Below are 23,730 nucleotides of genomic sequence, written 5' to 3'. Positions count from 1 at the left end.
GTGTTGCCTGTGCTGTCCCCGGGTTCCCGGCTTGGCCATGGGGCAAAAGAGCGTAACGGGAGAACTGGTTCGGATACACGGACTTTCCGCTATTTGTCCGACCCGCAGGCGTCGCAGGCATGCTGGGGCGAGGGACCGCAGGCGCTGCGTGCGGTGTCGGCACGCTCATGCGACCAGAAGCTGCTCGAGGTGAGGCACAAATATGGACGCTCCGGCCACCATGTCGACCGGTGATGGAACACCGAGATCTCCCGATGCGACCCTGATCCATCGCACCCTGGCAGAGATCATTCCTGTCGCGGACCAGGCCACCTCGTACTTCTACGCCCTGCTCTTCGTACGCCACCCCGATCTTCGGGCCATGTTTCCGGTCGCGATGGACACCCGGCGCGACCGTCTCCTCCGGGCGATCCTCACGGCTGCCGACCGGATGGATGACCCCGATGCGCTGATCGAGTACCTCGGTGGACTGGCCCGCGGGCACCGTAAATACGGCGCACTGCCCGCGCACTATCCCGCATTCGGCGAGGCTCTCCTCGGCTCATTGAGCCGCTACGCCACCACATGGAACGGGAAGACCGAAGCGGCCTGGATCCGTGCCTACACGGCGATTTCGCAGATCATGATCGACGCGGCTGCCGAGGACGCGGAACGGGCTCCCGTCTGGTGGCTGGCGGAGGTTGTCTCCCACGACCTGAGAACGCCCGACACGGCGGTCCTCACCGTCCGTCCCGATCAGGCGTATCCCTTTCTCGCAGGCCAGTACGCCGCCATGGAAACCCCGTGGTGGCCACGGATCTGGCGGCACTACTCCTTCGCCTCGGCCCCTCGGCCCGACGGTCTGCTCACCTTCCATGTCAAGGCGGTCCCGGCGGGCTGGGTCTCCAACGCTCTGGTGCGCCGGGCCCGCACCGGCGACGTGGTGCGTCTCGGCCCGCCCACCGGCTCGATGACCGTCGACCACACCACCCACAACGGACTGCTCTGCCTGGGCGGCGGCACGGGCATCGCGCCCATCAAGGCGCTCGTCGAGGATGTCGCAGAGCACGGCGACCGGCGCCCCGTGCAGGTCTTCTACGGCGCACGCAGCGACCGCGATCTGTACGACATCGACACGATGCTGCGGCTCCAGAAGACCTTTCCCTGGCTCGCCGTGCGGCCTGTGGTCTCCAGCGGTACGGGGAGCGGGCTGAAAGGCCGGCTGCCCGACGCGGTGCGCGAGGGCGGTCCGTGGCCCGAGTACGACGCCTATCTCTCGGGGCCGCCGGGGATGATCCGCAGCGTCGTGGACGTCCTCAGAGGGATCGGTATGCCGTCCGAGCGCATCCGGCATGACTCCGTCGAGGAACTGGCGCCCCTGGGCCCGGGCTGACCACGACGGCCCTTCCCATCGGCGTGGGTCTTCCGGGCTCGGGATCAGCCCAGGTCCGGCGCGTGCATCGCCCGGACGCCCTCGATGTTGCCGTCCAGGTAGTGCCGCAGCGACAGCGGCACGAGATGGACGGCGGCGATCCCGATCCGGCTGAACGGCACCCGTACGACGTCGTACTCACCGCACGGATCGTCGATCTCGGGGCCGTGCCGCCGGGACAGGTCCATCGAGTCCAACCGGCAGACGAAGAAGTGCTGGACCTTGACGCCCTTCACCCCACCGCCCTCGATGTGTTCCACGGTGTCGACGAAGCAGGGGACCACATCGGTGATCTTGGCGCCGAGCTCTTCGTCCACCTCGCGGTGGAGTGCGTCGACGACGGTTGCGTCTTCGGGCTCGACCCCGCCGCCCGGCGTGAGCCAGTACGGATCCACCCCCGGCTTGGTGCGCTTGATGAGGATGAGGTCGTTGCCGTCGAGCAGGATGGCGCGTGCGGTGCGCTTGACCACAGGACGTTCGGTCATGGCAAGAGAGTGGCCCACAGAACCCTTTCTGAAACACCCGCCCTGCCGTCGGGTCACCAATCGACGGCAGCACGCACCAGCCACTCGTGGGCCCGCGCGATATGCGGCAGTGCGAGCGTGCCGGTCCGTGCGGCCAGGAAGTAGGTGCGCAGCGGTGGCACGGGCGGGTCCAGGAGGGCCACCACCTCGCCGCGCTCCAGCGCCCCCTTGCACAGATAGCGCGGCAGTACAGCGAGTCCGGCGCCCGCCGCAGTGCACTCCAGGACCGCGCGAAGATCCGGCGCGATGACGGTGCCCGCTGCGGCCGGCCGGCCGTCGAAGACGGCGGCCCAGTAGCGGGAGACGAGCGGAAGGCTCTCATGCACCTCCACCACCGGCAGCTGCTGAAGCACCACGGGACCCTCGTGCCGCAGCGCTCCGGGGCCGAGGCGTGCCGTCCAGCGCGGGGCGGCGACCAGCACGTGCTCTTCGTCGCAGAGCGGAGTCGCGGTGAGCAGACCACCGCGCGGCCGGGCCGTCGCAATGGCCAGATCATGATGTCCGGCGGCGAGGCCCTCCAGCGACTCCTCGGAATTGGCGAGGAAGGTGCTGCGCAGGGCGAGGCCCTGGGAGAGGAGCGGGGTGAGCGCGGGCAGGGCCCGCAGCGAGGTGAATTCCGGCGGGCCGGCCAGATGCAGCGTCCGTACGACCGACTCCTCGTCGAGCCCCGTCTCGGCGATCTCGACCAGTGCGTCCAGATGGGGAGCCGCCCGGTGCGCGAGCTCGTCGCCCATGGTGGTCGGGGTGACGCCGCGGGCCCTGCGCAGGAAGAGCGGGCGGCCCAGCTGCCGTTCCAGCGTGCGTATCTGCGAGGTGACCGCGGGCTGGGAGAGACCGAGTAGCGCGGCGGCCCGGGTGAAGGAACCGGCCCGGTGCACCATGACGAATGTGCGCAGCAGGGCCAGGTCCATGTCCGGTCCCTCCCGCCCTTTCGACGCGTCCGACCCGAACAATCATAAATATGTCGATAGGTCGTTGTCGCTACCGTGATTGGACACTGACGCAGAGTCAATTACCCTTGTTCGGGCGGTTCTTCGCGTGGGGAACCGGGACGGTCCGAGCCACGAGGGGGGAGGCTCGGACCGTCCGTACCGCTGGTTCTCCTCTGTCCTGATGTCCTGACCTGGTGTCTAGCCCATCGCCCCGTCCAGGGCCCGCTCCACGTCGGAGATCAGGTCGTCCGCGTCCTCGGCCCCGACCGAGAACCGGATGAAGCCCTCCGGCACGGCGTCGCCTCCCCAGCGCGCCCGCCGTTCGGCGGTGGAGCGCACGCCGCCGAAGCTGGTGGCGTCGTCGACCAGCCGCAGTCCGGCAAGGAAGCGCTCCGCGATCTCGCGGTCGGGCAGCACGAACGACACCACGGAGCCGAAGCGCCGCATCTGCCGCACGGCGACCGGGTACGAGGCGTCGGTGGGCAGCCCGGGGTACCGCAGCCCGGTCACCTCCTGCCGTTTGCCCAGCGCCTCGGCGAGAACCAGCGCGGTCGCGCACTGCCGGTCGATGCGCAGCTCCAGCGTGGCCAGCGAACGGTGTGCGAGCCAGGCTTCCATCGGGCCGGGGATCGCCCCGACGACCTTGCGCCAACGCCGTACACCCGCAGCCAGCCCCGGATCCCGGCACGTCACATGGCCGAGCAGGATGTCGCCGTGCCCGGTCATGCCCTTGGTGTCACTGGCCACGGAGAAGTCGGCGCCCAGTTCCAGAGGGCGCTGGCCGAGCGGGGTGGCGAGCGTGTTGTCGACGGCCACCAGAGTGCCGCCCGCGTGCGCGGCGTCGATGACCCGCCTCAGGTCGCAGACGTCGAGTCCCGGATTGGACGGCGTCTCGATCCACAGCAGCCGGGCCCCTTCCAGGACCGCAAGCTGTCCGTCGCCCCCGGTCGGCGCGGTCCGCACCTCGATCCCGTACGCCTCCAGCTGCTCACGCACCAGAGGCAGCGCCTGATAGCCGTCGTCGGGCAGGACGACCGTGTCGCCGGTACGTGCCTGCGACAGCAGCACCGCTGATATCGCCGCCATTCCGGAGGCGAACACCGTGGTCTCGACGGCCTCTCCCGGCGCTTCGAGCTCGCCGATGGCCCGTTCCAGATGGGTCCAGGTCGGGTTGGTGTCCCGTCCGTAGGTGTACGGACCGGTTGGTTCGCCGGAGAGATGGAAGTGTGCGGCGAAGACCGGACCGGGCAGGGTGGGTTCGTACTGCTCCGGTTCGGGAAGGCCTGCCCGTACCGCCCGGGTGCCGTCGCCCATGGTGCTCATGCTGTTCTCTCTGTTCTCTCTGGTACGTGCGGTGTCGGATCAGTCCTCGTCGGGCAGGACCACGTTCAGTGCCCAGGACACGATCGAGATGATGAGGCCGCCGAGCACGGCGGTCCAGAAGCCGTCGACGTGGAAGCTGAGATTGAACTGGCCCGCCAGCCAGGAGGTCAGCATCAGCATCAGCGCATTCACCACGAGGGTGATCAGTCCCAGCGTGAGGATGAACAGCGGCAGGGTGAGCACCTTCACGATCGGCTTGACCACGAAGTTCACCAGCCCGAAGAGCAGGGCGACCAGGATCAGGGTGAGCACCTTGCGACCGGTGCTGCCGCCCGACAGAGTGATGCCGTCCAGCAGCCAGATGGCCACGGCCAGCGCACCCGCGTTGGCGATCGTCTTGACTACAAAATTCTTCATGTGTCTGATCGTGGCAGACATGATCGGTGGCGGACACCGGCTGAACAGAAGCAAGGAGCGGACGGGCCATGAAGGCATTCAGGCTGGACGAACTGGAGGCGGAACGTGCCGCCAACGACGGCGCGTATCTGCAGTTCCTGCGGGAGCGGAACATGTCCGTCGGCCTGTACGCGCTGGATGCCGGCGAGCTCGACCCGCAGCAGCCGCACCAGCAGGACGAGGTCTACTTCATCGTCAGCGGTCGTGCCGCGATCACCGTGGGCATGGAGACCACGCAGGTGGGCAGGGGAAGCGTGGTGTACGTACCGGCCGGGGTGGCCCACAAGTTCCACCACATCACCGAGGATCTGCGGGTCATGGTGGTCTTCTCTCCGCCCGAGAGCTGAGCCCGTCTCTCAGGGATTCCTCGGGGTTCGATCAGGGGAGATCAAGGGCTCCGGAGCCCCCGCCGGCGACCCCCGCGCCTCTAGCATCGAGTCAGGTACTCACAGGAATGAGGTAGGGACGATGGCTGTGCGGGAGATATTCGCGGGGATGCCCTGGTGGGTGAAGTGGGTCGCGGTGCCCATCATCGCGATCGTGGTGTTCGGCGGTCTGATCGCCAGCGTGATCGGGTTCGTGATCGGTCTGCTCTTCAAGGTCCTGGTCTTCGTCATCCTGGTCGGTGGCCTCGTTTTCGTCGTACGGAAGTTCATGTCCTCCTCGTCCTCGCGCGGCGACTGGTAGGGGCGGGCGTTCACCAGCCGGGCAATTAGCCCAGCTGGGCTAAGCGCAGGACGAAACGACGCCCCCTGCTTACACGGCCGATACAGTGGCTGTCCGCTGCCGCCACCTGGGAATTAACTGTCCGTCACCACTGTGACCAGTGGTTTGTGCGTACGTCCGGTCTCCGGACCTCGGGTTTGCGGTAGGACCGTGGGGGCGGCCCCCACGGACGGGCCGACCGCCCGTCGCCATGCCTGGGGGTGACTTTTGACCACGGCGTCGAGCACCGCTGTTCCGACGTTGATCGGTTCGGTTCAGCGGGCGTTGAGGCTGTTGGAGGCTGTGGGCGCCCATCGGGACGGGGCGCCCGCGAAGCAGCTCGCACGGGAAGCAGGACTTCCTCTTCCTACCGCCTATCACCTGCTGCGCACCCTCACTCACGAGGGCTACCTGCGCCGCGAGAACGGCGTCTTCCTCTTCGGCACTGCGGCCGAGCGGCTCGTCGACGACGGCTGTCTGCAGAATCGTCGCAGCAGAATGACCCAGTCTCTGGCCCGCTGGCGCGACATCATCGGTGCGCCGGTCTACTGTGCCGTCTACCGCGAGGGTGAGATCGAACTCATCGCGGTCGCGGACGCCCCCGCGGCACCCACGGTGGACGAGTGGGCCTCGTTCCGGGAGACCGGGCATGCCCATGCGCTCGGTCAGTGTCTGCTCAGCCGGCTCGACGAGAAGGCCCGTGAGGACCATCTGGACCGTCACCCCGTGCAGCCACTCACCCGCTATTCGTTGCGGGACCGACCGGCGCTTCTTGAGCGTTTGCGGTCGCTGGAGCGAATGGAACCTGTCATCGAACGACAGGAGTACGCCCTGGGGACGGTCTGCGCGGCCATCCCGATCACGGCCGGATTCACCGCAGCCGCCATGGCGATTTCCATGCCTCTCGACCAAGAAGATCGATTGCTCCCCGCAGTCGAACGACTACGAAGTGAAGTGGCGAGCCTCTTGCGTTCGTTCGTGTTCTCTATCAGTATCTGAAAAATCACTCCTTGTGATCTGCTATCGCGTGCACCACGATGGCGTCAATAGGGCCAGGGGGGATCATTCCTGGCCAGATTCATCTACTGCGGGGTTGGACGATGCGCGAGTCGGTTCAAGCTGAGGTCATGATGAGTTTTCTCGTTTCCGAGGAGCTCTCATTCCGTATCCCGGTGGAACTCCGGTACGAGGTGGGCGATCCGTATGCGATCCGGATGACCTTCCACCTGCCCGGCGACGCCCCCGTCACCTGGGCTTTCGGCCGCGAGCTGCTGCTGGACGGCCTCAACAGCCCCAGCGGCGACGGTGATGTACACATCAGTCCCACGGAGCCCGAGGGGCTCTCCGACGTCCACATCCGGCTGCAGGTCGGGACGGATCGCGCCCTGTTCAGGGCCGGTACAGCGCCACTCGTTGCGTTTCTCGACCGCACGGACAAGCTCGTGCCCCTCGGGCAGGAGTGCACGCTGAGTGACTTCGAGGGCAGCCTGGAAGAGGCGCTGGGCCGGATCCTGGCCAAGGAACAGAACGCCGGCTGAGGAAGACCGCGCGCACGGCCTACCGGCCGATCGAACGCCGTATCTGCCGAACGGGTGATATGTGCTCCGCGTCGAGGTGCTCAATGCCTCGCCCTGCGACGCCGGCCCCTCCCGCCCCGTACGGGTGCCGAAGCTCCTGCTTCCGCTCCGAGCCCTGTGCGGTCCGCGGAGACGACCAGTGCCGCGAGCGCCGTCGTCACCGGCACCGAGGCGACCAGTCCGATCGAGCCGACCAGCGTCCGGACGATCTCCTCCGCCACCAACTCGCTGTTGGCCACCGTCCCCATGCTGCTCTGCGCGATCGAGAACAGCAGCAGGAGGGGAAGCGCGGCGCCCGCATAGGCGAGCACCAGCGTATTGACCACCGAGGCGATGTGGTCGCGACCGATCCTGATCCCTGCCCGGTACAGCTTTCGCGCACCCATGGCCGGGTCCGCCTGGTGCAGCTCCCAGACCGCCGACGTCTGGGTGACCGTCACGTCGTCGAGCACACCGAGCGAACCGATGATGACGCCGGCCAGCAGCAGGCCGCTCAGGTCGATGTGCGGGTAGAGGCCGTGGATCAGACCGGTGTTGTCGTCGGTGTTCCCGGTCAGGCTCGCCCATCCGATGAAGAGCGAACCGAGCAGCCCAATCAGCAGCAGTGAGATCAGCGTGCCGATGACCGCGACCGAGGTACGGGCGGTCAGGCCGTGGCACATGTAGAGCGCGATGAGCATGATCGCGCTGGCCCCGACGACCGCTACGAGCAGCGGATTCGACCCCTGAAGGATCGCGGGGAGGATGAACAGGGTCAGTACGGCGAACGACACGGCGAGCGCGACCAGCGCCATCAGCCCACGCATTCTGCCGACGACGACCACTGCGAGAGCGAAGATCCCGGCCAGCAGTGCCATCGGGACCTTCCGGTTCACATCCGTCACCGAGTACTGCAGGTCATGGGGCGCGTCCGGGGCGTACGCCACGACCACTCCCTGACCCTCGCGCAACTGCCGGGGGGCGTCGGGCTGAACAATCTCGACGAACGTGCGCCCCTTGTCGTGCCCGGTCGCCACCTCGACCGTGGCCTTCTCGCACAGCCCTGGTTCCTGGCCGGCGCCCGCGCCCCCCGATGGCGTCGTGGTGCCGCCCGTGCCCGGTGTCTGCGCGGCGTTCACGTCCTTGCAGTCGACCTTGTCGACGCTCACCACCTTGCCCTGCTGGGTCTGCCGGTCGAAACCGACACCGGTGCGCTCGTGCGCGGGCGCACCGCCCGGCCAGAGGACCATCAGGCCGACAACGACCGCCGTGGCGAAGGGGATCAGCACGGCCGCGATGACCTTGCGCAGATGTTTGGAGACCGGTGCAGCGGGGCCGTGGCTGTGCGAATGCCCGTGCTGATGGTCCTGCGTTTCGGGGGCGCTCTGGAGGGACGTCACCAGGCGATCATCGCAAGAAGGAACAGGCCCTCTGTCCAGCACGCAGGAACAGGCGCTAGCGTGGTGGCACCTTTGCACACGCGGGAGCTCGGAGCACCGGGCTGAGAGGGCGCTGATATCCGTACATCCGTACGGGACAGGCTGCGCCGACCGCCGAACCTGTTACCGGGTAATGCCGGCGTAGGGAGTAGGTCTCATGACCACATCGGACGCACGCACGCCTGCCTCGAACCAGAGCGACGAGGCCGGAAAGTCCATCGGCTGGCACAAGGGATACGTCCAGGGCCCGCGCCCGGACCTCCAGGTGCCGGTGCGAAAGGTGCACCTCAGCAACGGCAGGGACGTGACGCTGTACGACACGTCGGGGCCGTACACCGATCCCGCCACCGAAACCGACGTACGGTGCGGTCTCGCACCCCTGCGGGAGAACTGGATCATCGCCCGCGGCGACACCGCTGAGTACGCGGGCCGCCCCGTCCGCCCCGAGGACGACGGGCTCAAGCACACCTCGCCTCGCGGCGGACTGCGTAACCTCGACGCCGTCTTCCCCGGCCGTCCGCGTCAGCCGCGCCGCAGTCGCGACGGGCAGCCCGTCACTCAACTCGCGTATGCCCGCCGGGGCGAGATCACCCCGGAGATGGAGTACGTGGCGATCCGGGAGAACGTCGAACCCGAGGTCGTGCGCGAGGAGATCGCGGTCGGCCGGGCGGTCCTGCCGGCCAACGTCAACCATCCGGAGATCGAGCCGATGATCATCGGCAAGCGGTTCCTGGTGAAGGTCAACGCCAACATCGGCAACTCCGCGGTCACTTCCTCCATCGAGGAGGAGGTCGAGAAGATGACCTGGGCGACGCGATGGGGCGCCGACACGGTCATGGACCTCTCCACCGGCCGCAATATTCACACCACCCGTGAGTGGGTGCTCCGCAACTCCCCCGTGCCGATCGGCACCGTGCCCCTCTACCAGGCCCTGGAAAAGGTCGACGGCAGGGCGGAGGAGCTGACCTGGGAGATCTACAAGGACACCGTGATCGAGCAGGCCGAGCAGGGCGTCGACTACATGACGGTCCACGCCGGCGTGCGGCTGCCGTATGTCCCGCTCACCGCCCGGCGCAAGACCGGGATCGTCTCCCGCGGCGGGTCGATCATGGCTGCGTGGTGCCTGGCGCACCACAAGGAATCGTTCCTGTACGAGAACTTCGAGGAGCTCTGCGAGATCCTCGCGACGTACGACGTGACGTACTCGCTGGGCGACGGACTGCGCCCCGGTTCGATCGCCGATGCCAACGACGAGGCTCAGTTCGCGGAACTGAGCACGCTGGGCGAGCTCAACTCGGTCGCCAAGCGGTTCGGCGTCCAGACCATGATCGAGGGCCCGGGCCATGTCCCGATGCACAAGATCAAGGAGAACATCGACCTCCAGCAGGAGATCTGCGAGGAGGCGCCGTTCTACACGCTCGGCCCGCTGACCACCGATATCGCCCCGGCGTACGACCACATCACCTCGGGAATCGGCGCGGCGATGATCGCCTGGTGGGGGACGGCGATGCTCTGTTACGTCACGCCCAAGGAGCACCTGGGCCTGCCCAACCGGGACGACGTGAAGACGGGCGTCATCACCTACAAGATCGCGGCCCACGCTGCGGACCTAGCCAAGGGGCACCCGGGGGCGCAGGACTGGGACGACGCACTGTCGGACGCGCGGTTCGAGTTCCGCTGGGAGGACCAGTTCAACCTGGCTCTCGACCCGGACACGGCGCGGGAGTTCCACGACGAGACGCTGCCGGCCGAGCCGGCGAAGACGGCCCACTTCTGTTCGATGTGCGGCCCGAAGTTCTGCTCGATGAAGATCAGCCGAAGCATCTCGGAGCAGTTCGGCGGCGACGAGCCCGCGGCGACCGAGGCCGAGATCGCCGAGGGCATGATGAAGAAGTCGGCGGAGTTCGCGGCCGCCGGCAATCGGGTGTACCTCCCGCTCACCGACTGAGTAGCCGTACCGGAGCGGCCCCCGGAAACCACCGGGGGAGCCGCGGGCCGCTCCACCGGCCGCCCGCCGGCTGTCGGTGGTAGCCGTTACGTTTCCCGCGTGTGCCAGGCCGGAAGGGGAGGCGCAGGAGTGAGTGACGCTCCTGTCGTGTCCTGGGGGATGGCCCTGGGTACGGATGACGTGCGGCCGGGAGAACGGGAAGCCACTGGAGCCCGGTGCGGTGGGTGACGACTCTGTGGCAACGGTGCACGTTGTAGAGCTCTTCGTGCGGGATGTCCCTGACCTGCTCTGTCCGGCGGGCACGGACATGCTGCAGGCCACGACTCCTGGTGGACCGAGCGTTGCTGATCCCAGGGCCCGTGGTGCCACGGCTGAAGATCCCCCACCACTCACGAGGCAGGCCGGGCCGCCGCGCCCGGTCAGTCCGGTTCGTGTTCCGGGCCGCCGAAGTCCGGGCTGGTGAAGTCCGGGCTCGTGAACGACGGGCGGGGGCCTGCCGCCGGACCTTCGTCCGGCCCCGTGAAGTCCGGTCTGCTGTAGCCGATCTTCGGGATTCGGTTGGCCGACGGTTGCGGTGCGCGCGATGCGGCCCGTGCGGTGGGATCGGCGAGTGCGTCGCGCAGGAACGGCAGGATGCCGCGCTCCAGCAGCGCATGACGCCAGGCCTCCCTGGCGCGCGCCACCTCCTCCGGCAGCTCGTCCTCGGCGTCCTCGGCGGGCAACGCGGTCGATCCGTTGCGCAGCGCCGTGATGAGCAGTCCGACGGCGGCGGCCAGTATCGCGGCCGCAGTGACTGCCGCGAAGAACCACCCGGCGGCGACCATGGTGTCGGCGAACGAGGGGGGTCGGCTGAGCATCTTCAGCAGGTAGCCGACCAGCAGGAAGATCAGTGCGGCGGTGCCCGCGAGCATCGGCGCCAGGACCGTGACGACCGCCCCTATCCCGGCGCCCGGCCGGTCCGGATCGTCCGCGTCGGAGCCGAGGCCCGAGCCCTGGGCGGAGTCGGCGGCCGGTCCGCGCAGCTCTTCGCGGGCCTTCACATAGTGGTCGTACTCGGTGGCCGCCGCCGTGGTGATCAGCGCCGTGGCGTTCAATGCCATGGTGCGCAGCTGTTCCGCGTTGAGCCGTTCGCCGACTCCGGCGAGATCCGGTCGTTCGTGAGCGTGACGCAGCGCGTCGCCGAGGATCCGCTCGTACTCGGGTCGGTCCTCGGCCAGCAGGTGCGGAGCGCTGTTCATGTGCATCCCCCGATGCTCCGTTGGGCCTGACTACCCGCTTTGGCCGGGCAGTTGGGCGGAAACGGAGGAGAGCCTGCTACTGATACGCCGATGGTAGAGCGCCCACGGCACGGGGTGACAGGGGGTTTCCGTAAATAGGCCCAGTGTTCGGCGTGGTCAGGTCGTGGATGCGTCTTCCCCGAAGACCGTCAGTCATGCAACGGCAGCTGGACGACCAGTAGCTTTCCGGCCATGGTCACGCCGCCGTCCATGGCGATAGCGAGCCCGTCCGCGTACACGTGCGGGCCCTCCACCACGGGTCCGGAGCTGTCCTCGCCGTCCTCCGAGCCGACCTCGCCGAGGAGATACGGAATGGGGCTGTGACCATGGACGATGCGCTGTCCGCCGTAGGCCGCCATCAGCTCCTGGACCGCCTGCGGGCCCGACTCGTCGCGGAAGGCGAACCGCTTGGTGAGCTTGCGGAAGAGGTCCCAGCACTCGTCTGCGTCGTTACGCGTAAGAATGGCGTGCACGGTGTCATTGACGTCCTCGATGGTGGAGCCGTAGTCGAGGTACGCCGTCGTGTCGGAGTGCATCAGCAGATGCCCGTCCTCCTCGACGACCGCGTCGAGCCGGGACATCCACTGGAGGTGGTGGTCCTGGAGCCGCTCCATGTCGTTCTTCTGGCCGCCGTTGAGCAGCCAGGCGGCCTGGAACGTGGCGGTGCCGGCTCCGGAGTTCACCGGTGTGTCGCCGAACCGCTTGGCGCCGATGAGCAGCAGTTCGTGGTTGCCCATCAGAGCTTTGCAGTAGCCGCCCGCGGCCGCGGCCTCGGCGGACAGGCGCATGACGAGTTCGATGACGCCGACGCCGTCCGGACCGCGGTCGGTGAAGTCGCCGAGGAACCAGAGCCGGGCGTTGCCCGCGGCCCACTGGCCCTCCGCGTCGATGAGCCCCTGTTCGGCCAGGGCGGCGTGGAGTTCGTCCAGATAGCCGTGGACGTCGCCGACGACGTACAGCGGTCCGAGCCCCGGGTCCTGGGCGGGCCGAGGGTCGGGGACGGTCTGCACCTGGACGGTGTCACCGAGGTTGATCACGGGAAGATCGCGCGCGGTGGGCGTGTAGCCCTCCGGCTCGTCCGCCGGAACGGCACTGCCCGGATGCGGCGCCGTGGGTGGCACCGGAGTCTGCGCATAGGGCGGCACGCGGAAGTCACGCAACGTCGCCGTCCGCACCACGGGTTCCTGACCGGCCCCCTGTGTCATCGACCCCTCCACCACCGTCGTGCCGCCGTACACCTGACGGGCCCTGCTGGTCGGGGTGGTCCGCGGTGTCGTGCGCCCATCATAGGAATGCGGATCGTGCTGTGTGACGCACCAGGGGTGGTGAATCCGGGCGCACGCGAGGTTCACCAGTCGATTTGTCCTAATTGTGTCGATTAGTCCCCTGAAGGGGGCCGCGGGGCGCTGACCGTGGTGCGGGGCGGACGGCGTTGCGAGGACGTCCGCACGATGAGTTCTGTCGGTATGACCTGTTCCACCGGGCCGTTCTGGTCGACGCCTTCGATGGCGTCGATGAGGAGCTGGACGACCGCGGTACCGATTCGGCGCGGTTTGAGCGAGAGCGTGGTGATGGGCGGCTCGGTCGTCGCGTACACGGTGGACTCGCTGCAGCAGACGAGCAGCAGGTCCTCGGGGACGCGCAGACCGTACCGGCGGGCGGCCGCCAGCAGATCGGTGCCATTGGGATCGAAGAGCCCGTAGACGGCGTCGGGCCGGTCCGGGCGGGCGAGCAGACGGTCGGCGGCGACCGCCCCCGCGCACGGGTCGTGGGCGGGATAGGACTCGTACACCGGGTCCTGGCCCACGCGCTCGCACCAGTGGAGGTACGCGGTGGTGGAGAGCCGGGTGTACGTGTCGGTGGTGGTGCCGGTGAGCAGACCGATGCGGCGGGCCCCGGCGGCGGCGAGATGGTCGAGGAGGTCGAGCACGGCGGCCCGGTGGTCGTTGTCGACCCAGGCGGTGACCGGGAGGGTCCCGGCCGGGCGGCCGTCCGAGACGACGGGCAGCCCCTGCCGGACGAGTTCGGTGACGACCGGGTCCTGGTCGGATGGGTCGATGACGACAGTGCCGTCGAGGGCGACGTTCGACCAGACGTCATGGCGTGAGGTGGCGGGGAGAATGACGAGGGCGTAGCCGCGGGCGAGGGCGGCGGAGGTGGCCGCCCTGGCCATCTCGGCGAAGTAGGCGAATTCGGTGAAGGTGAAAGGTTCATCCCCGTACGTCGTCACGGTCAGGCCGATGAGGCCGGACTTGCCGGTACGGAGAGTTCGGGCCGCGGCGGACGGGCGGTAGCCCAGACGCTCGGCGACTTCGCGGACATGGCGGCGGGTGGCGTCCGGGAGCCTGCCCTTGCCGTTGAGCGCGTCGGAGACGGTCGTGATGGAGACCCCGGCGGCGGCGGCCACATCCCGGATTCCCGCTCGTCCCTGCCGGCCGCCGCGCCGGGGGGTCTCCGTCCGGCTCACCTGGTGCTTCCCTGCTGCTGTCATGGCGAGCCGATAGTAGGGCTCGCGCGGACGGTTGGCCCGGCCGCATATTCACCCATCGACAGGCACGTTTCTGCATGGTCACGTAGCCACAAATGCCTTGCAAAACAAGGGTGTTGGCGGGGTGGACCGTAGTGTTTCATGCACTGAGGAGGATGGGCCTACTAAATGGTCGATGTTTCGAAGAGGTCTCAACTCACCTCTTCGGGGGATGCGCGCCACGGAGTGAGCCACCGGCGCGCGCCCGTACGAGGAACGCTCCGTCCATTCCCGGGCCCACCGGACGATTCCGCTGCTCTGCCATTCGCAGCGGCGCGCAATCCTCATAAGGTGAGCAGTATTGATGTGTGCGACGGTCGAGGAGGACCTGCGGTGAGTGAGACGAGCCCCAAGCTGCGCGCCGAGCTGGACGGTGTCCCTGCCTATGTGCCGGGCAGGCCGGCGGCGGCCGGCGGACCGGTCGCATTCAAGCTGTCCTCCAACGAGAACCCGTATCCGCCGCTGCCCGGGGTGATGGAGTCCGCCCTGGCCGCGGCCGCGAACTTCAACCGCTACCCGGACATGGCGTGCACCGGTCTGATGAACGAGCTGGCCGACCGGTTCGGCGTGCCCGTCTCGCATCTCGCCACCGGCACCGGTTCCGTCGGGGTGGCGCAGCAACTGCTCCAGGCCACCTCGGGCCCGGGCGACGAGGTCATCTACGCCTGGCGCTCCTTCGAGGCGTACCCGATCATCACCCAGGTCAGCGGCGCGACCTCGGTGAAGGTTCCGCTCACCGACGGCGAGGTGCACGACCTCGACGCGATGGCGGACGCGATCACGGACCGCACCCGGATGATCTTCGTCTGCAACCCGAACAATCCGACTGGGACCGTGGTGCACAGGGCCGAGCTGGAACGGTTCCTGGACCGGGTGCCGGGCGATGTGCTCGTGGTGCTGGACGAGGCGTACAAGGAGTTCATCCGCGACGTCGACGTGCCGGACGGCATCGAGATCTACCGGGACCGGCCCAATGTGGCGGTGTTGCGGACGTTCTCCAAGGCCTATGGTCTGGCCGGTCTGCGGGTCGGGTTCGCGGTGGCCCACGAGCCGGTGGCGGCGGCGCTGCGCAAGACGGCGGTGCCGTTCGGGGTCAGCCAACTGGCACAGGACGCGGCGGTCGCCTCGCTGCGCGCCGAGGACGAACTTCTCGGCCGGGTCGGCTCCCTGGTCTGCGAGCGCGTCCGGGTGCACAAGGCTCTTGTGGACCAGGGCTGGACCGTTCCGGAGTCCCAGGCCAATTTCGTCTGGCTGCGGCTGGGCGACCGTACGGTCGACTTCGCCGGGTTCTGCGAGCGGGCCGGTGTCGTGGTCAGGCCGTTCGCAGGCGAGGGCGTGCGGGTCTCGATCGGTGAGGACGAGGCGAACGACGTGTTCCTGAGGGTGGCTGAGGCGTACCGCAAGGAGCTGTAGCGCGGCGCGTCCGGCCCGGGTGTACCGGAAGGCCCCGTACCTCTCGTTTCTCGAGGTGCGGGGCCTTCGCGTGGAGCGTCCCGATAGGGACCCCCCCCTCGAGCATCCCGAAAGCCTGTGCGTCATAATGCTTGTGAATGTGAACGCGTTCACAAGCGTGTCCTGTTTCTCCGGTGATCAGCTGGATTAACAGGGCGAACTGCCGCTGCGGCTACGGCGACGTAAGGAGAGACGACGTGGAGCTGGCTCTGGCGCCCGAGACCCTCGCGCGATGGCAATTCGGTATCACCACCGTCTACCACTTCCTTTTCGTTCCTCTGACGATCTCGCTCGCCGCGCTCACCGCCGGCCTGCAGACCGCCTGGGTGCGGACGAACAACCAGAAGTACCTCAGGGCGACCAAGTTCTGGGGCAAGCTCTTCCTGATCAACATCGCCATGGGCGTTGTCACCGGCATCGTCCAGGAGTTCCAGTTCGGCATGAACTGGTCCGACTACTCACGGTTCGTAGGCGACATCTTCGGCGCTCCGCTCGCCTTCGAAGCGCTGATCGCCTTCTTCTTCGAATCCACCTTCATCGGGCTGTGGATCTTCGGCTGGGACAAGCTGCCGAAGAAGATCCACCTCGCCTGCATCTGGATGGTCTCGATCGGAACTATCCTCTCCGCGTACTTCATCCTCGCGGCCAACTCCTGGATGCAGCACCCGGTCGGCTACCGGATCAACAAGGAACGCGGCCGGGCCGAGCTCACCGACTTCTGGCATGTGCTCACCCAGAACACCGCTCTCGCCCAGTTCTTCCACACCATCACGGCGGCCTTCCTGGTCGGCGGCGCGTTCATGGTCGGCATCGCCGCCTTCCACCTGGCGCGCAAGAAGCACATCCCGGTGATGCGCACCTCGCTCCGGCTCGGACTGGTCACCGTCGTGATCGCCGGTCTGCTCACCGCTGTCAGTGGTGACATGCTCGGCAAGGTCATGTTCAAGCAGCAGCCGATGAAGATGGCCGCGGCCGAGGCGCTGTGGGAGGGGCAGTACTCGGCCCCCTTCTCGATCTTCGCGGTCGGAGACGTGGCCAAGGGTCACAACACCGTGGAGATCTCAATCCCGGGGGTGTTGTCCTTCCTCGCGGACGACAACTTCAATTCGTACGTCCCCGGCATCAACGACATCAACAAGGCCGAGCAGGAACAGTTCGGCCCCGGCGACTACCGGCCCAACATCCCGGTCGCCTTCTGGAGCTTCCGATGGATGATCGGCTTCGGCATGGCGTCCTTCGCCCTCGGCCTGCTCGGACTGTGGCTGACGCGGAAGAAGTTCATGCTGCCGCCGGGGCTGCGGACCGGTGAGGACGAAGTGCCGCACCTGGTCCTCTTCAAGAACAAGGCGCTCAGCCCGAAGCTCACCAGGCTCTACTGGATCGTCGCCCTGTGGACGCTCCTCTTCCCACTGATCGCCAACTCCTGGGGCTGGATCTTCACTGAGACGGGCCGCCAGCCCTGGGTCGTCTACGGGGTGCTGCAGACGCGCAACGCGGTCTCCCCCGGCGTCTCGCAGGGCGAGGTACTCACCTCGATGATCCTCTTCACCCTGCTCTACGCGGTGCTCGCCGTGATCGAGGTCAAGCTGCTCGTGAAGTACATCAAGGCCGGACCGCCGGAACTCACGGAGTCCGACCTCAACCCGCCCACCAAGATCGGCGGCGACGACCACGACGACGCCGACCGGCCGATGGCCTTCTCCTACTGAGAGCAGAGGAGCTGAGAGATGGAACTCCACGACGTCTGGTTCGTGCTCATTGCCGTCCTCTGGATCGGCTACTTCTTCCTGGAGGGATTCGACTTCGGGATAGGTGTCCTCACCAAGCTGCTGGCCCGTGACCGCAAGGAACGGCGGGTCCTGATCAACACGATCGGGCCCGTCTGGGACGGCAACGAGGTGTGGCTGCTCACCGCGGGCGGCGCGACGTTCGCCGCCTTCCCCGAGTGGTACGCCACGCTGTTCTCCGGGTTCTACCTGCCGTTGCTGATCATCCTGCTCTGCCTGATCGTGCGCGGTGTCGCCTTCGAGTACCGGGCGAAGCGGCCCGAGGAGCGGTGGCAGACCAACTGGGAGAACGCGATCTTCTGGACCTCGCTGATCCCCGCCCTGCTCTGGGGTGTGGCCTTCGGAAACATTGTCCGGGGCGTGAAGATCAACGCCGACATGGAGTACGTGGGCAACTTCGGGGACCTGCTCAACCCGTACGCGATCCTCGGCGGACTGGTCACGCTCTTCCTCTTCACCTTCCACGGCGCGGTGTTCGCGGGGCTCAAGACTGTCGGGGACATCCGGGAACGGGCGCGGAGGCTGGCACTCAAGCTGGGACTGGTCACCGCGGTGCTCTCCCTCGGCTTCCTGGTCTGGACCCAGGTCGCCCACGGCGACGGCTGGAGCCTGCTCGCGATGATCACCGCCGTGGTGGCGCTGGTCGGAGCGATCGGTGCCGTCGCGGCGGGGCGCGAGGGCTGGTCGTTCGCGCTCTCCGGGCTGACCATCACGGCCGCGGTCGCGATGCTCTTCCTGGCGCTCTTCCCGAACGTCATGCCGTCCTCGCTGAACGACGCCTGGAGCCTCACGGTCACCAACGCCTCGTCCACGCCGTACACGCTGAAGATCATGACCTGGTGCGCGGGGATCGCTACTCCCGTGGTGATGATCTACCAGGGCTGGACGTACTGGGTGTTCCGCAAGCGGATCGGTACACAGCACATCGCTGAAGCGCACTGACGCACCGGGGACGTGTCCCGGCGGCTCGCGGCCGAGCCCGATCCGCCGGACACGTCCTGGGGACAGTCCGACACGTCCCGCCTGGTCCACCGCCCGAGCTCATTGGGGATGTTTCACGTGAAACCGATCGACCCGCGCCTTCTTCACTACGCCCGTGCCACCCGCCTCTTCCTGGCGGCCGTGGTAGCACTCGGAGTGGTCGGGGCGGCGCTGGTCATCGCCCAGGCCATGCTCATCGCCGAAGTGGTGGTGGGCGGGTTCGAGGACGGGCTGACCGTTGCCGAGCTGTGGACCCCGCTGGTGCTGCTGGCGGCTGTCGCGCTCGGCCGGGGGCTGGTCTCCTGGCTGACCGAGCTCGCCGCGTACCGGGCCAGCGCGGCGGTCAAGTCCGAGCTCCGCAGCCGACTGCTCGACCGCGCCGCGGCGCTCGGACCGGACTGGCTGAGCGGGCAGCGCACCGGCTCTCTGGTGGCGCTTGCCACCCGCGGTGTCGACGCGCTGGACGACTACTTCGCGCGCTACCTGCCACAGCTCGGGCTCGCGGTTGTCGTGCCCGTGGCGGTCCTCGCCAGGATCGTCACCGAGGACTGGGTCTCGGCCGCGATCATCGTCATCACGCTGCCGCTCATCCCGCTCTTCATGATCCTCATCGGCTGGGCCACCCAGTCCCGGATGGACCGCCAGTGGCGGCTGCTCTCCCGGCTCTCCGGACACTTCCTCGACGTGGTCGCCGGACTGCCGACGCTGAAGGTCTTCGGCCGGGCCAAGGCCCAGGCCGACTCCATCCGCACCATCACGTCGCAGTACCGCCAGGCCACCCTGCGGACTCTGCGGATCGCGTTCCTGTCCTCCTTCGCGCTGGAACTTCTCGCCACCCTGTCGGTGGCGCTGGTCGCCGTCACTATCGGCATGCGGCTCGTGCACGGCGAACTGGACCTCTACACCGGCCTGGTGGTGCTGATCCTCGCGCCCGAGGCATACCTGCCGATCCGGCAGGTCGGGGCGCAGTACCACGCCGCCGCCGAGGGGCTCTCGGCCGCGGAGGAGATCTTTGCGGTCCTGGAGACCGAGGCGCCGACGGGCGGTACGGCGGACGTCCCGCAGTCGCTGAGGCTGGAACTGGAGGGGGTGACGGTACGGCACGAAGGGCGTACCGCTCCGTCGCTGGACAGGGCCTCGCTGGTGATCGAGGAGGGGGAGACCGTCGCCCTGGTCGGCCCGAGCGGAGTTGGGAAGTCCACCCTGCTCCATGTGGTGCTGGGGTTCGCGGAGCCCGACGAAGGGCGGGTGCGGGTCGGCGGCGCGGATCTGGCGGCACTTGCGCCCGAGCGCTGGCGGGAGCGGATCGCCTGGGTGCCGCAGCGCCCACATCTCTTCGCGGGCACGATCGCGGAGAATGTACGGCTGGCCCGGCCGGACGCGGACGACGGTGCGGTGACGGCGGCGTTGCGGGACGCGGGGGCGTACGACTTCGTGGCGGACCTTCCCGACGGTGCGCAGACACTGCTCGGCGAGGAGGGCGCGGGGCTCTCCGCCGGCCAGCGGCAACGGCTTGCGCTTGCCCGGGCGTTCCTCGCCGACCGGCCGCTGCTGTTGCTCGACGAGCCGACCGCGAGCCTGGACGGCGAGACGGAGGCGGGGATCGTCGACGCGGTACGGAGGCTGGCAGTGGGCCGGACCGTGCTGCTCGTCGTGCACCGGCCGGCGCTGCTCGCGGTCGCCGACCGGGTGGTGACACTGGAACCGGGCGTGGCACCGGAACGCACGGCGGCCACGGAGCCGGTCGGGGTGGACGGACCGTCGCGCGCCTTCGATGACGTACCCAACAGCGTGCGCGAGCCCGAGGCGCTGCGGGAGACCACGGCACGGTCCGGCCAGGTGCTTGCCCGGGTCCGGGACGCCGCAGGGGAACACCGCGGACAACTGGCGCTTGCACTCCTGCTGGGCAGCCTCGCCCTGGGCTCGGCCGTCGGACTCATGGCCGTCTCCGGCTGGCTGATCTCCCGCGCCTCCGAACAGCCGCCGGTGCTCTATCTCATGGTCGCCGTGACCGCGACCCGTGCTTTCGGGCTCGGCCGCGCCGTCTTCCGCTACGCCGAGCGTCTCGTCTCGCACGACGCGGTGCTCAAGATGCTCGCCGAGCTGCGCGTCGCCGTGTACCGCGGACTGGAACGCATCGCGCCGGCCGGGCTGGCCCGGACCCGGCGCGGAGACCTGCTGTCCCGGCTCGTTGCCGATGTGGACGCGCTGCAGGACTACTGGCTGCGGTGGCTGCTGCCCGCCGGGACCGCGGCCGTCGTGGGGGTGGCGGCCGCCGGGTTCACCGGATGGCTGCTGCCCGAGGCGGGCCTCGTACTCGCTGTCGGGCTGCTGCTGTCCGGGGTCGGGGTACCGCTGGTGACCGGCGCCTGCGCCCGCCGTGCGGAACGTCAACTGGCGCCCGCGCGAGCCGATCTGGCCACCCGGATCACCGATCTGCTCGGCGGGACGGCCGAACTGACCGTCGCGGGTGCCCTGCCCGCGCGTTCGGCGCGGACCCGCGAAGCCGACGGCGTCCTGACCCGGATCGCGGCCCGGGCGGCAACGGCCACCGCGCTCGGGGGCGGGCTCTCCGCCGTGATCTGCGGTCTGACGGTTGTCGCTGCCGCACTCGTCTCCGTGCCGGCGGTCCTCGACGGACGGCTGGCGGGAGTGGAGCTCGCGGTGGTGGTGCTCACTCCGCTCGCCGCGTTCGAGGCCGTGACCGGCCTGCCGCTCGCCGTGCAGTACCGGCAGCGGGTCAAGCGGAGCGCGGAGCGGGTGTACGAGGTGCTGGACGCCCCGGTACCGGTGCTCGAACCCGCCGCCCCGGCCGATCCACCCGCCTCTCCCTTCCCGCTGGAAGTAAGCGGGTTGGCGGCTCGGTACGCAGGAGCGTCGCGGGACGCCCTGGACTCCGTCGACCTGACGCTGACCGCCGGCCGGCGCATTGCCGTCGTCGGCCCTTCGGGCTCAGGGAAGACCACCCTCGCGCAGGTCCTGCTCCGCTTCCTGGACGCGCGGTCGGGGACGTACCGGATCGGTGGTGTGGAGGCCTCTGCGCTGGACGGCGACACCGTCCGGCGGTTCGTCGGGCTGTGTGCCCAGGACGCCCACGTCTTCGACAGTTCCATCCGGGAGAACCTGCGGCTGGCCCGTACCGGCGCGACGGACGACGAACTGCGGGCCGCCCTCGCGCAGGCACGGCTGCTCGACTGGGTGCAGGCGCTGCCCGACGGGCTCGACACGCTCGTCGGCGAGCACGGTGCTCGCCTCTCCGGCGGCCAGCGCCAGCGGCTCGCGCTCGCCCGGGCGCTCCTCGCCGACTTCCCCGTGCTCGTCCTGGACGAGCCCGCCGAGCATCTCGACCTGGCGACGGCGGACGCCCTGACGGCGGATCTACTGACCGCCACGCGGGGCCGCACAACGGTTCTGATCACCCACCGGCTGGCGGGGCTCGAGGCGGTCGACGAGGTTGTCGTGATGGACGCGGGCAGGATCGTGCAGCGCGGTCCGTACACCGATCTCGCGACGGTGGAGGGGCCGTTGAGCCGGATGCTGGAGCGCGAACAGGAGACCGTACGGATCCCGGCTCCCGCACGGTGGGCGTAGGAGCACCCGGGCGGGCCCGTCGGGCAGGGGCTGGAGCGGTTTGCCGGACCATTGGCCGACTTTCCTCCCTAAAGGGGACTAACTAGGCTCTGGGTATGCCAGAGCCGGACCCGAAGGACTCACTCGAAGCCGCGACGCAGGCGACCCGCAGCCTGCAGGGCCTGTCCACCGAGCTCACCGCCCGCGTCCCGCAGCTGCTGGAAGCCATGCGCTCCGTCGGTACCGGTCTCGAACTGCACTCCACCCTCGACCGGATCTGCGAGACCGCTGCCGAACTCGCCCATGCCCGCTACGCCGCCATCGGCGTCGTCGACACCAAGGGCAAGGGACTCTCCGACTTCCTCACGTACGGGGTGTCGGAGGCTGTGGAAGCCGAGATCGGACACCGGCCCGACGGCCAGAGGGGACTGCTCGGCGCACTCATTCACGACCCGGCACCGGTGCGGCTCGCAGATCTGACAGCCGATCCGAGGTTCGCCGGGTTCCCCGCAGGCCATCCACTGATGCGGACCTTTCTCGGGGTCCCCATCCGCGTACAGGGAGAGATCTTCGGCAATCTCTATCTGGCCGAGAAGGAGGGCGGGGGCGAGTTCAACGACTACGACCTGCACATGGTGCGGGTGCTCGCCACGGAAGCGGGGATCGCGATCGGCAACGCCCGGCTCTACGAGGCGGCGCGCCAGCGCGAGCGGTGGATCGACGGATCGGTGGCCGTGACCACCGCGCTGCTCTCCGGCGGGGACGCGGACGACGCGCTTGCCGTCGTCGCCGAGCAGGCCCGCCGTCTTGCCGCCTCCACTGCCGGGATCGTGCTTCTGCCGACCGAGGAGGGCGGTCTGGAGATCGTCGCCGTCTCCGCCGACAGCCCGTCCGCCTCGCTCGGGGTGATCATCGGTCCGGAGAGCCCGGTGGTGGCGAAGCTGCTGGCCGGCGAGGCGGTCTTCATGGACGACTCGGCCACCGACTCCCGCGTGATCAGCAGGCTGGCCCACCAGTTCGGCCCCAGCATGCTGCTGCCGCTGCACAGCGGTGGGCGGGTGCTCGGCGCGCTCGCCACCCCGCGAGCCCGGGGCGACCGGCCCTTCACCGAGACCGAGCGGATGCTGGCCACACAGTTCGCCTCGCAGGCCGCGCTCGCGCTGATGATGGCCGAGGCGCAGCGGGACCGGGAGCGGCTCGCGGTCTACGAGGACCGCGACCGAATCGCCCGCGACCTGCACGACCTGGTCATTCAGCGGCTGTTCGCCACCGGGATGATGCTGGAGAGCGCCCAGCGCCGGTCGGTCGTACCTGAGGTGCAGACCGGAGTGGGGCGGGCCGTGGACGAACTGGACGTGACGATCCAGGAGATCCGCACCGCGATCTTCGCATTGCATCAGGAACCGGTTGAGGCGCCGTCCGGGCTGCGGACCCGCGTCCTGCGCGAGATCAACATGGCGGCCGTCCCGCTGGGCTTCAAGCCGTCGCACCGCTTCCTCGGCCCGGTCGACTCGCTGGTCGGCGAGCTGACCGGCAAGAACCTGATCGCAGCGCTGCGGGAGGCGCTCTCCAACGCCTTCCGGCATGCCGAGGCGTCCTTGATCGACGTGGTCGTCGACGCGACCGTCACACTGCCCGACGGACGCGACGCGGTGCGGCTGTCGGTCGCCGACGACGGGGTGGGCATTCCGGAGGGCGGGCGGCGCAGCGGGCTGCGGAACCTGGCGCGCAGGGCGGAGTCGCTGGGCGGGGCGAGCTGGTTCGGGCCGGGCCTCGGCGAGGACGGGTGCGGCACGACCGTGGTGTGGGAGGCACCGCTCTGAGGTCTTCGCCGGCGTTCGG

General features: G+C 68.6%; 18 protein-coding genes and 1 pseudogene. 11 read left to right on the top strand and 8 right to left on the bottom strand.

The features are described 5' to 3' along the window. Window positions 1-247: 247 nt before the first annotated feature. Window positions 248-1,372 (top strand): annotated as a pseudogene (locus OG395_RS27825) (globin domain-containing protein); the annotation flags it as partial. Window positions 1,373-1,416: 44 nt separating this feature from the next. Here the strand turns inward: OG395_RS27825 and OG395_RS27820 are convergent. The 4 genes from OG395_RS27820 to OG395_RS27805 form a co-directional block, all read right to left on the bottom strand. After that, window positions 1,417-1,896 carry an NUDIX domain-containing protein gene (locus OG395_RS27820; protein WP_037702185.1) on the bottom strand — a complete coding sequence of 160 codons (480 nt, stop codon included), beginning with the start codon at window positions 1,894-1,896 and terminating at the stop codon, window positions 1,417-1,419. A 53-nt stretch (window positions 1,897-1,949) separates the two neighbouring features. Next, entirely contained in the window at window positions 1,950-2,846 is an 897-nt protein-coding gene (locus tag OG395_RS27815; protein ID WP_327245368.1) for a LysR family transcriptional regulator, read from the bottom strand. Window positions 2,847-3,065: 219 nt separating this feature from the next. Continuing rightward, a complete protein-coding gene (locus OG395_RS27810) occupies window positions 3,066-4,190 on the bottom strand; it encodes a cystathionine gamma-lyase (RefSeq protein ID WP_327245367.1) in 1,125 nt (374 codons plus the stop codon). 39 nt (window positions 4,191-4,229) lie between these two features. After that, window positions 4,230-4,607 (bottom strand): phage holin family protein, encoded by a 378-nt coding sequence (locus OG395_RS27805; RefSeq protein WP_327245366.1) that lies wholly within the window; start codon window positions 4,605-4,607, stop codon window positions 4,230-4,232. A 68-nt stretch (window positions 4,608-4,675) separates the two neighbouring features. On the opposite strand from OG395_RS27805, the gene OG395_RS27800 reads away from it, so the two are divergent. The 4 genes from OG395_RS27800 to OG395_RS27785 all read left to right on the top strand — a co-directional run bounded on the left by OG395_RS27800 (window position 4,676) and on the right by OG395_RS27785 (window position 6,889). Further along, entirely contained in the window at window positions 4,676-4,993 is a 318-nt protein-coding gene (locus tag OG395_RS27800; protein WP_327245365.1) for a cupin domain-containing protein, read from the top strand. 127 nt (window positions 4,994-5,120) lie between these two features. Next, the gene (locus OG395_RS27795) at window positions 5,121-5,333 is read left to right on the top strand and encodes a DUF5326 family protein (protein WP_327249480.1); all 213 of its coding nucleotides are present in this window, start codon (window positions 5,121-5,123) and stop codon (window positions 5,331-5,333) included. Between the two features lie 246 nt (window positions 5,334-5,579). Beyond that, window positions 5,580-6,350 carry an IclR family transcriptional regulator gene (locus OG395_RS27790; protein WP_327245364.1) on the top strand — a complete coding sequence of 257 codons (771 nt, stop codon included), beginning with the start codon at window positions 5,580-5,582 and terminating at the stop codon, window positions 6,348-6,350. 101 nt (window positions 6,351-6,451) lie between these two features. Beyond that, window positions 6,452-6,889, top strand: coding sequence for an SsgA family sporulation/cell division regulator (locus tag OG395_RS27785; protein ID WP_266983651.1), 438 nt, complete (start codon window positions 6,452-6,454; stop codon window positions 6,887-6,889). 80 nt (window positions 6,890-6,969) lie between these two features. On the opposite strand, the gene OG395_RS27780 is transcribed toward OG395_RS27785, so the two are convergent. Continuing rightward, the gene (locus OG395_RS27780; RefSeq protein WP_327245363.1) at window positions 6,970-8,307 is read right to left on the bottom strand and encodes a YibE/F family protein; all 1,338 of its coding nucleotides are present in this window, start codon (window positions 8,305-8,307) and stop codon (window positions 6,970-6,972) included. 196 nt (window positions 8,308-8,503) lie between these two features. Between OG395_RS27780 and thiC the strand changes: the two genes are divergently transcribed. Further along, entirely contained in the window at window positions 8,504-10,294 is a 1,791-nt protein-coding gene (thiC, locus tag OG395_RS27775; protein ID WP_327245362.1) for a phosphomethylpyrimidine synthase ThiC, read from the top strand. Between the two features lie 419 nt (window positions 10,295-10,713). On the opposite strand, the gene OG395_RS27770 is transcribed toward thiC, so the two are convergent. From OG395_RS27770 to OG395_RS27760, 3 genes are all read right to left on the bottom strand, one after another. Continuing rightward, complete coding sequence (locus OG395_RS27770; protein ID WP_327245361.1) at window positions 10,714-11,538, bottom strand: hypothetical protein; 825 nt, start codon at window positions 11,536-11,538, stop codon at window positions 10,714-10,716. A gap of 182 nt (window positions 11,539-11,720) precedes the next feature. Beyond that, a complete protein-coding gene (locus OG395_RS27765) occupies window positions 11,721-12,776 on the bottom strand; it encodes a metallophosphoesterase (RefSeq protein ID WP_327245360.1) in 1,056 nt (351 codons plus the stop codon). A gap of 173 nt (window positions 12,777-12,949) precedes the next feature. Next, window positions 12,950-14,062 carry a LacI family DNA-binding transcriptional regulator gene (locus tag OG395_RS27760; protein WP_327245359.1) on the bottom strand — a complete coding sequence of 371 codons (1,113 nt, stop codon included), beginning with the start codon at window positions 14,060-14,062 and terminating at the stop codon, window positions 12,950-12,952. Between the two features lie 369 nt (window positions 14,063-14,431). On the opposite strand from OG395_RS27760, the gene hisC reads away from it, so the two are divergent. The 5 genes from hisC to OG395_RS27735 all read left to right on the top strand — a co-directional run bounded on the left by hisC (window position 14,432) and on the right by OG395_RS27735 (window position 23,711). After that, window positions 14,432-15,511: a histidinol-phosphate transaminase gene (gene hisC, locus OG395_RS27755; protein ID WP_327245358.1), complete on the top strand. Its 1,080-nt coding sequence runs from the start codon at window positions 14,432-14,434 to the stop codon at window positions 15,509-15,511. A 236-nt stretch (window positions 15,512-15,747) separates the two neighbouring features. After that, entirely contained in the window at window positions 15,748-17,259 is a 1,512-nt protein-coding gene (locus tag OG395_RS27750) for a cytochrome ubiquinol oxidase subunit I (protein WP_327245357.1), read from the top strand. Between the two features lie 18 nt (window positions 17,260-17,277). Next, entirely contained in the window at window positions 17,278-18,279 is a 1,002-nt protein-coding gene (cydB, locus tag OG395_RS27745; RefSeq protein ID WP_327245356.1) for a cytochrome d ubiquinol oxidase subunit II, read from the top strand. Window positions 18,280-18,396: 117 nt separating this feature from the next. Next, the gene (gene cydD, locus OG395_RS27740) at window positions 18,397-21,909 is read left to right on the top strand and encodes a thiol reductant ABC exporter subunit CydD (protein WP_327245355.1); all 3,513 of its coding nucleotides are present in this window, start codon (window positions 18,397-18,399) and stop codon (window positions 21,907-21,909) included. Window positions 21,910-22,004: 95 nt separating this feature from the next. Further along, window positions 22,005-23,711 (top strand): sensor histidine kinase, encoded by a 1,707-nt coding sequence (locus tag OG395_RS27735; protein ID WP_327245354.1) that lies wholly within the window; start codon window positions 22,005-22,007, stop codon window positions 23,709-23,711. Window positions 23,712-23,730: the final 19 nt, after the last annotated feature.

Source organism: Streptomyces sp. NBC_01320, from assembly GCF_035974375.1.
Classification (GTDB): domain Bacteria; phylum Actinomycetota; class Actinomycetes; order Streptomycetales; family Streptomycetaceae; genus Streptomyces; species Streptomyces yanii.
The sequence above is the reverse complement of the archived record's forward strand: the minus strand, read 5'-3'. Positions and strand labels throughout refer to the sequence as shown.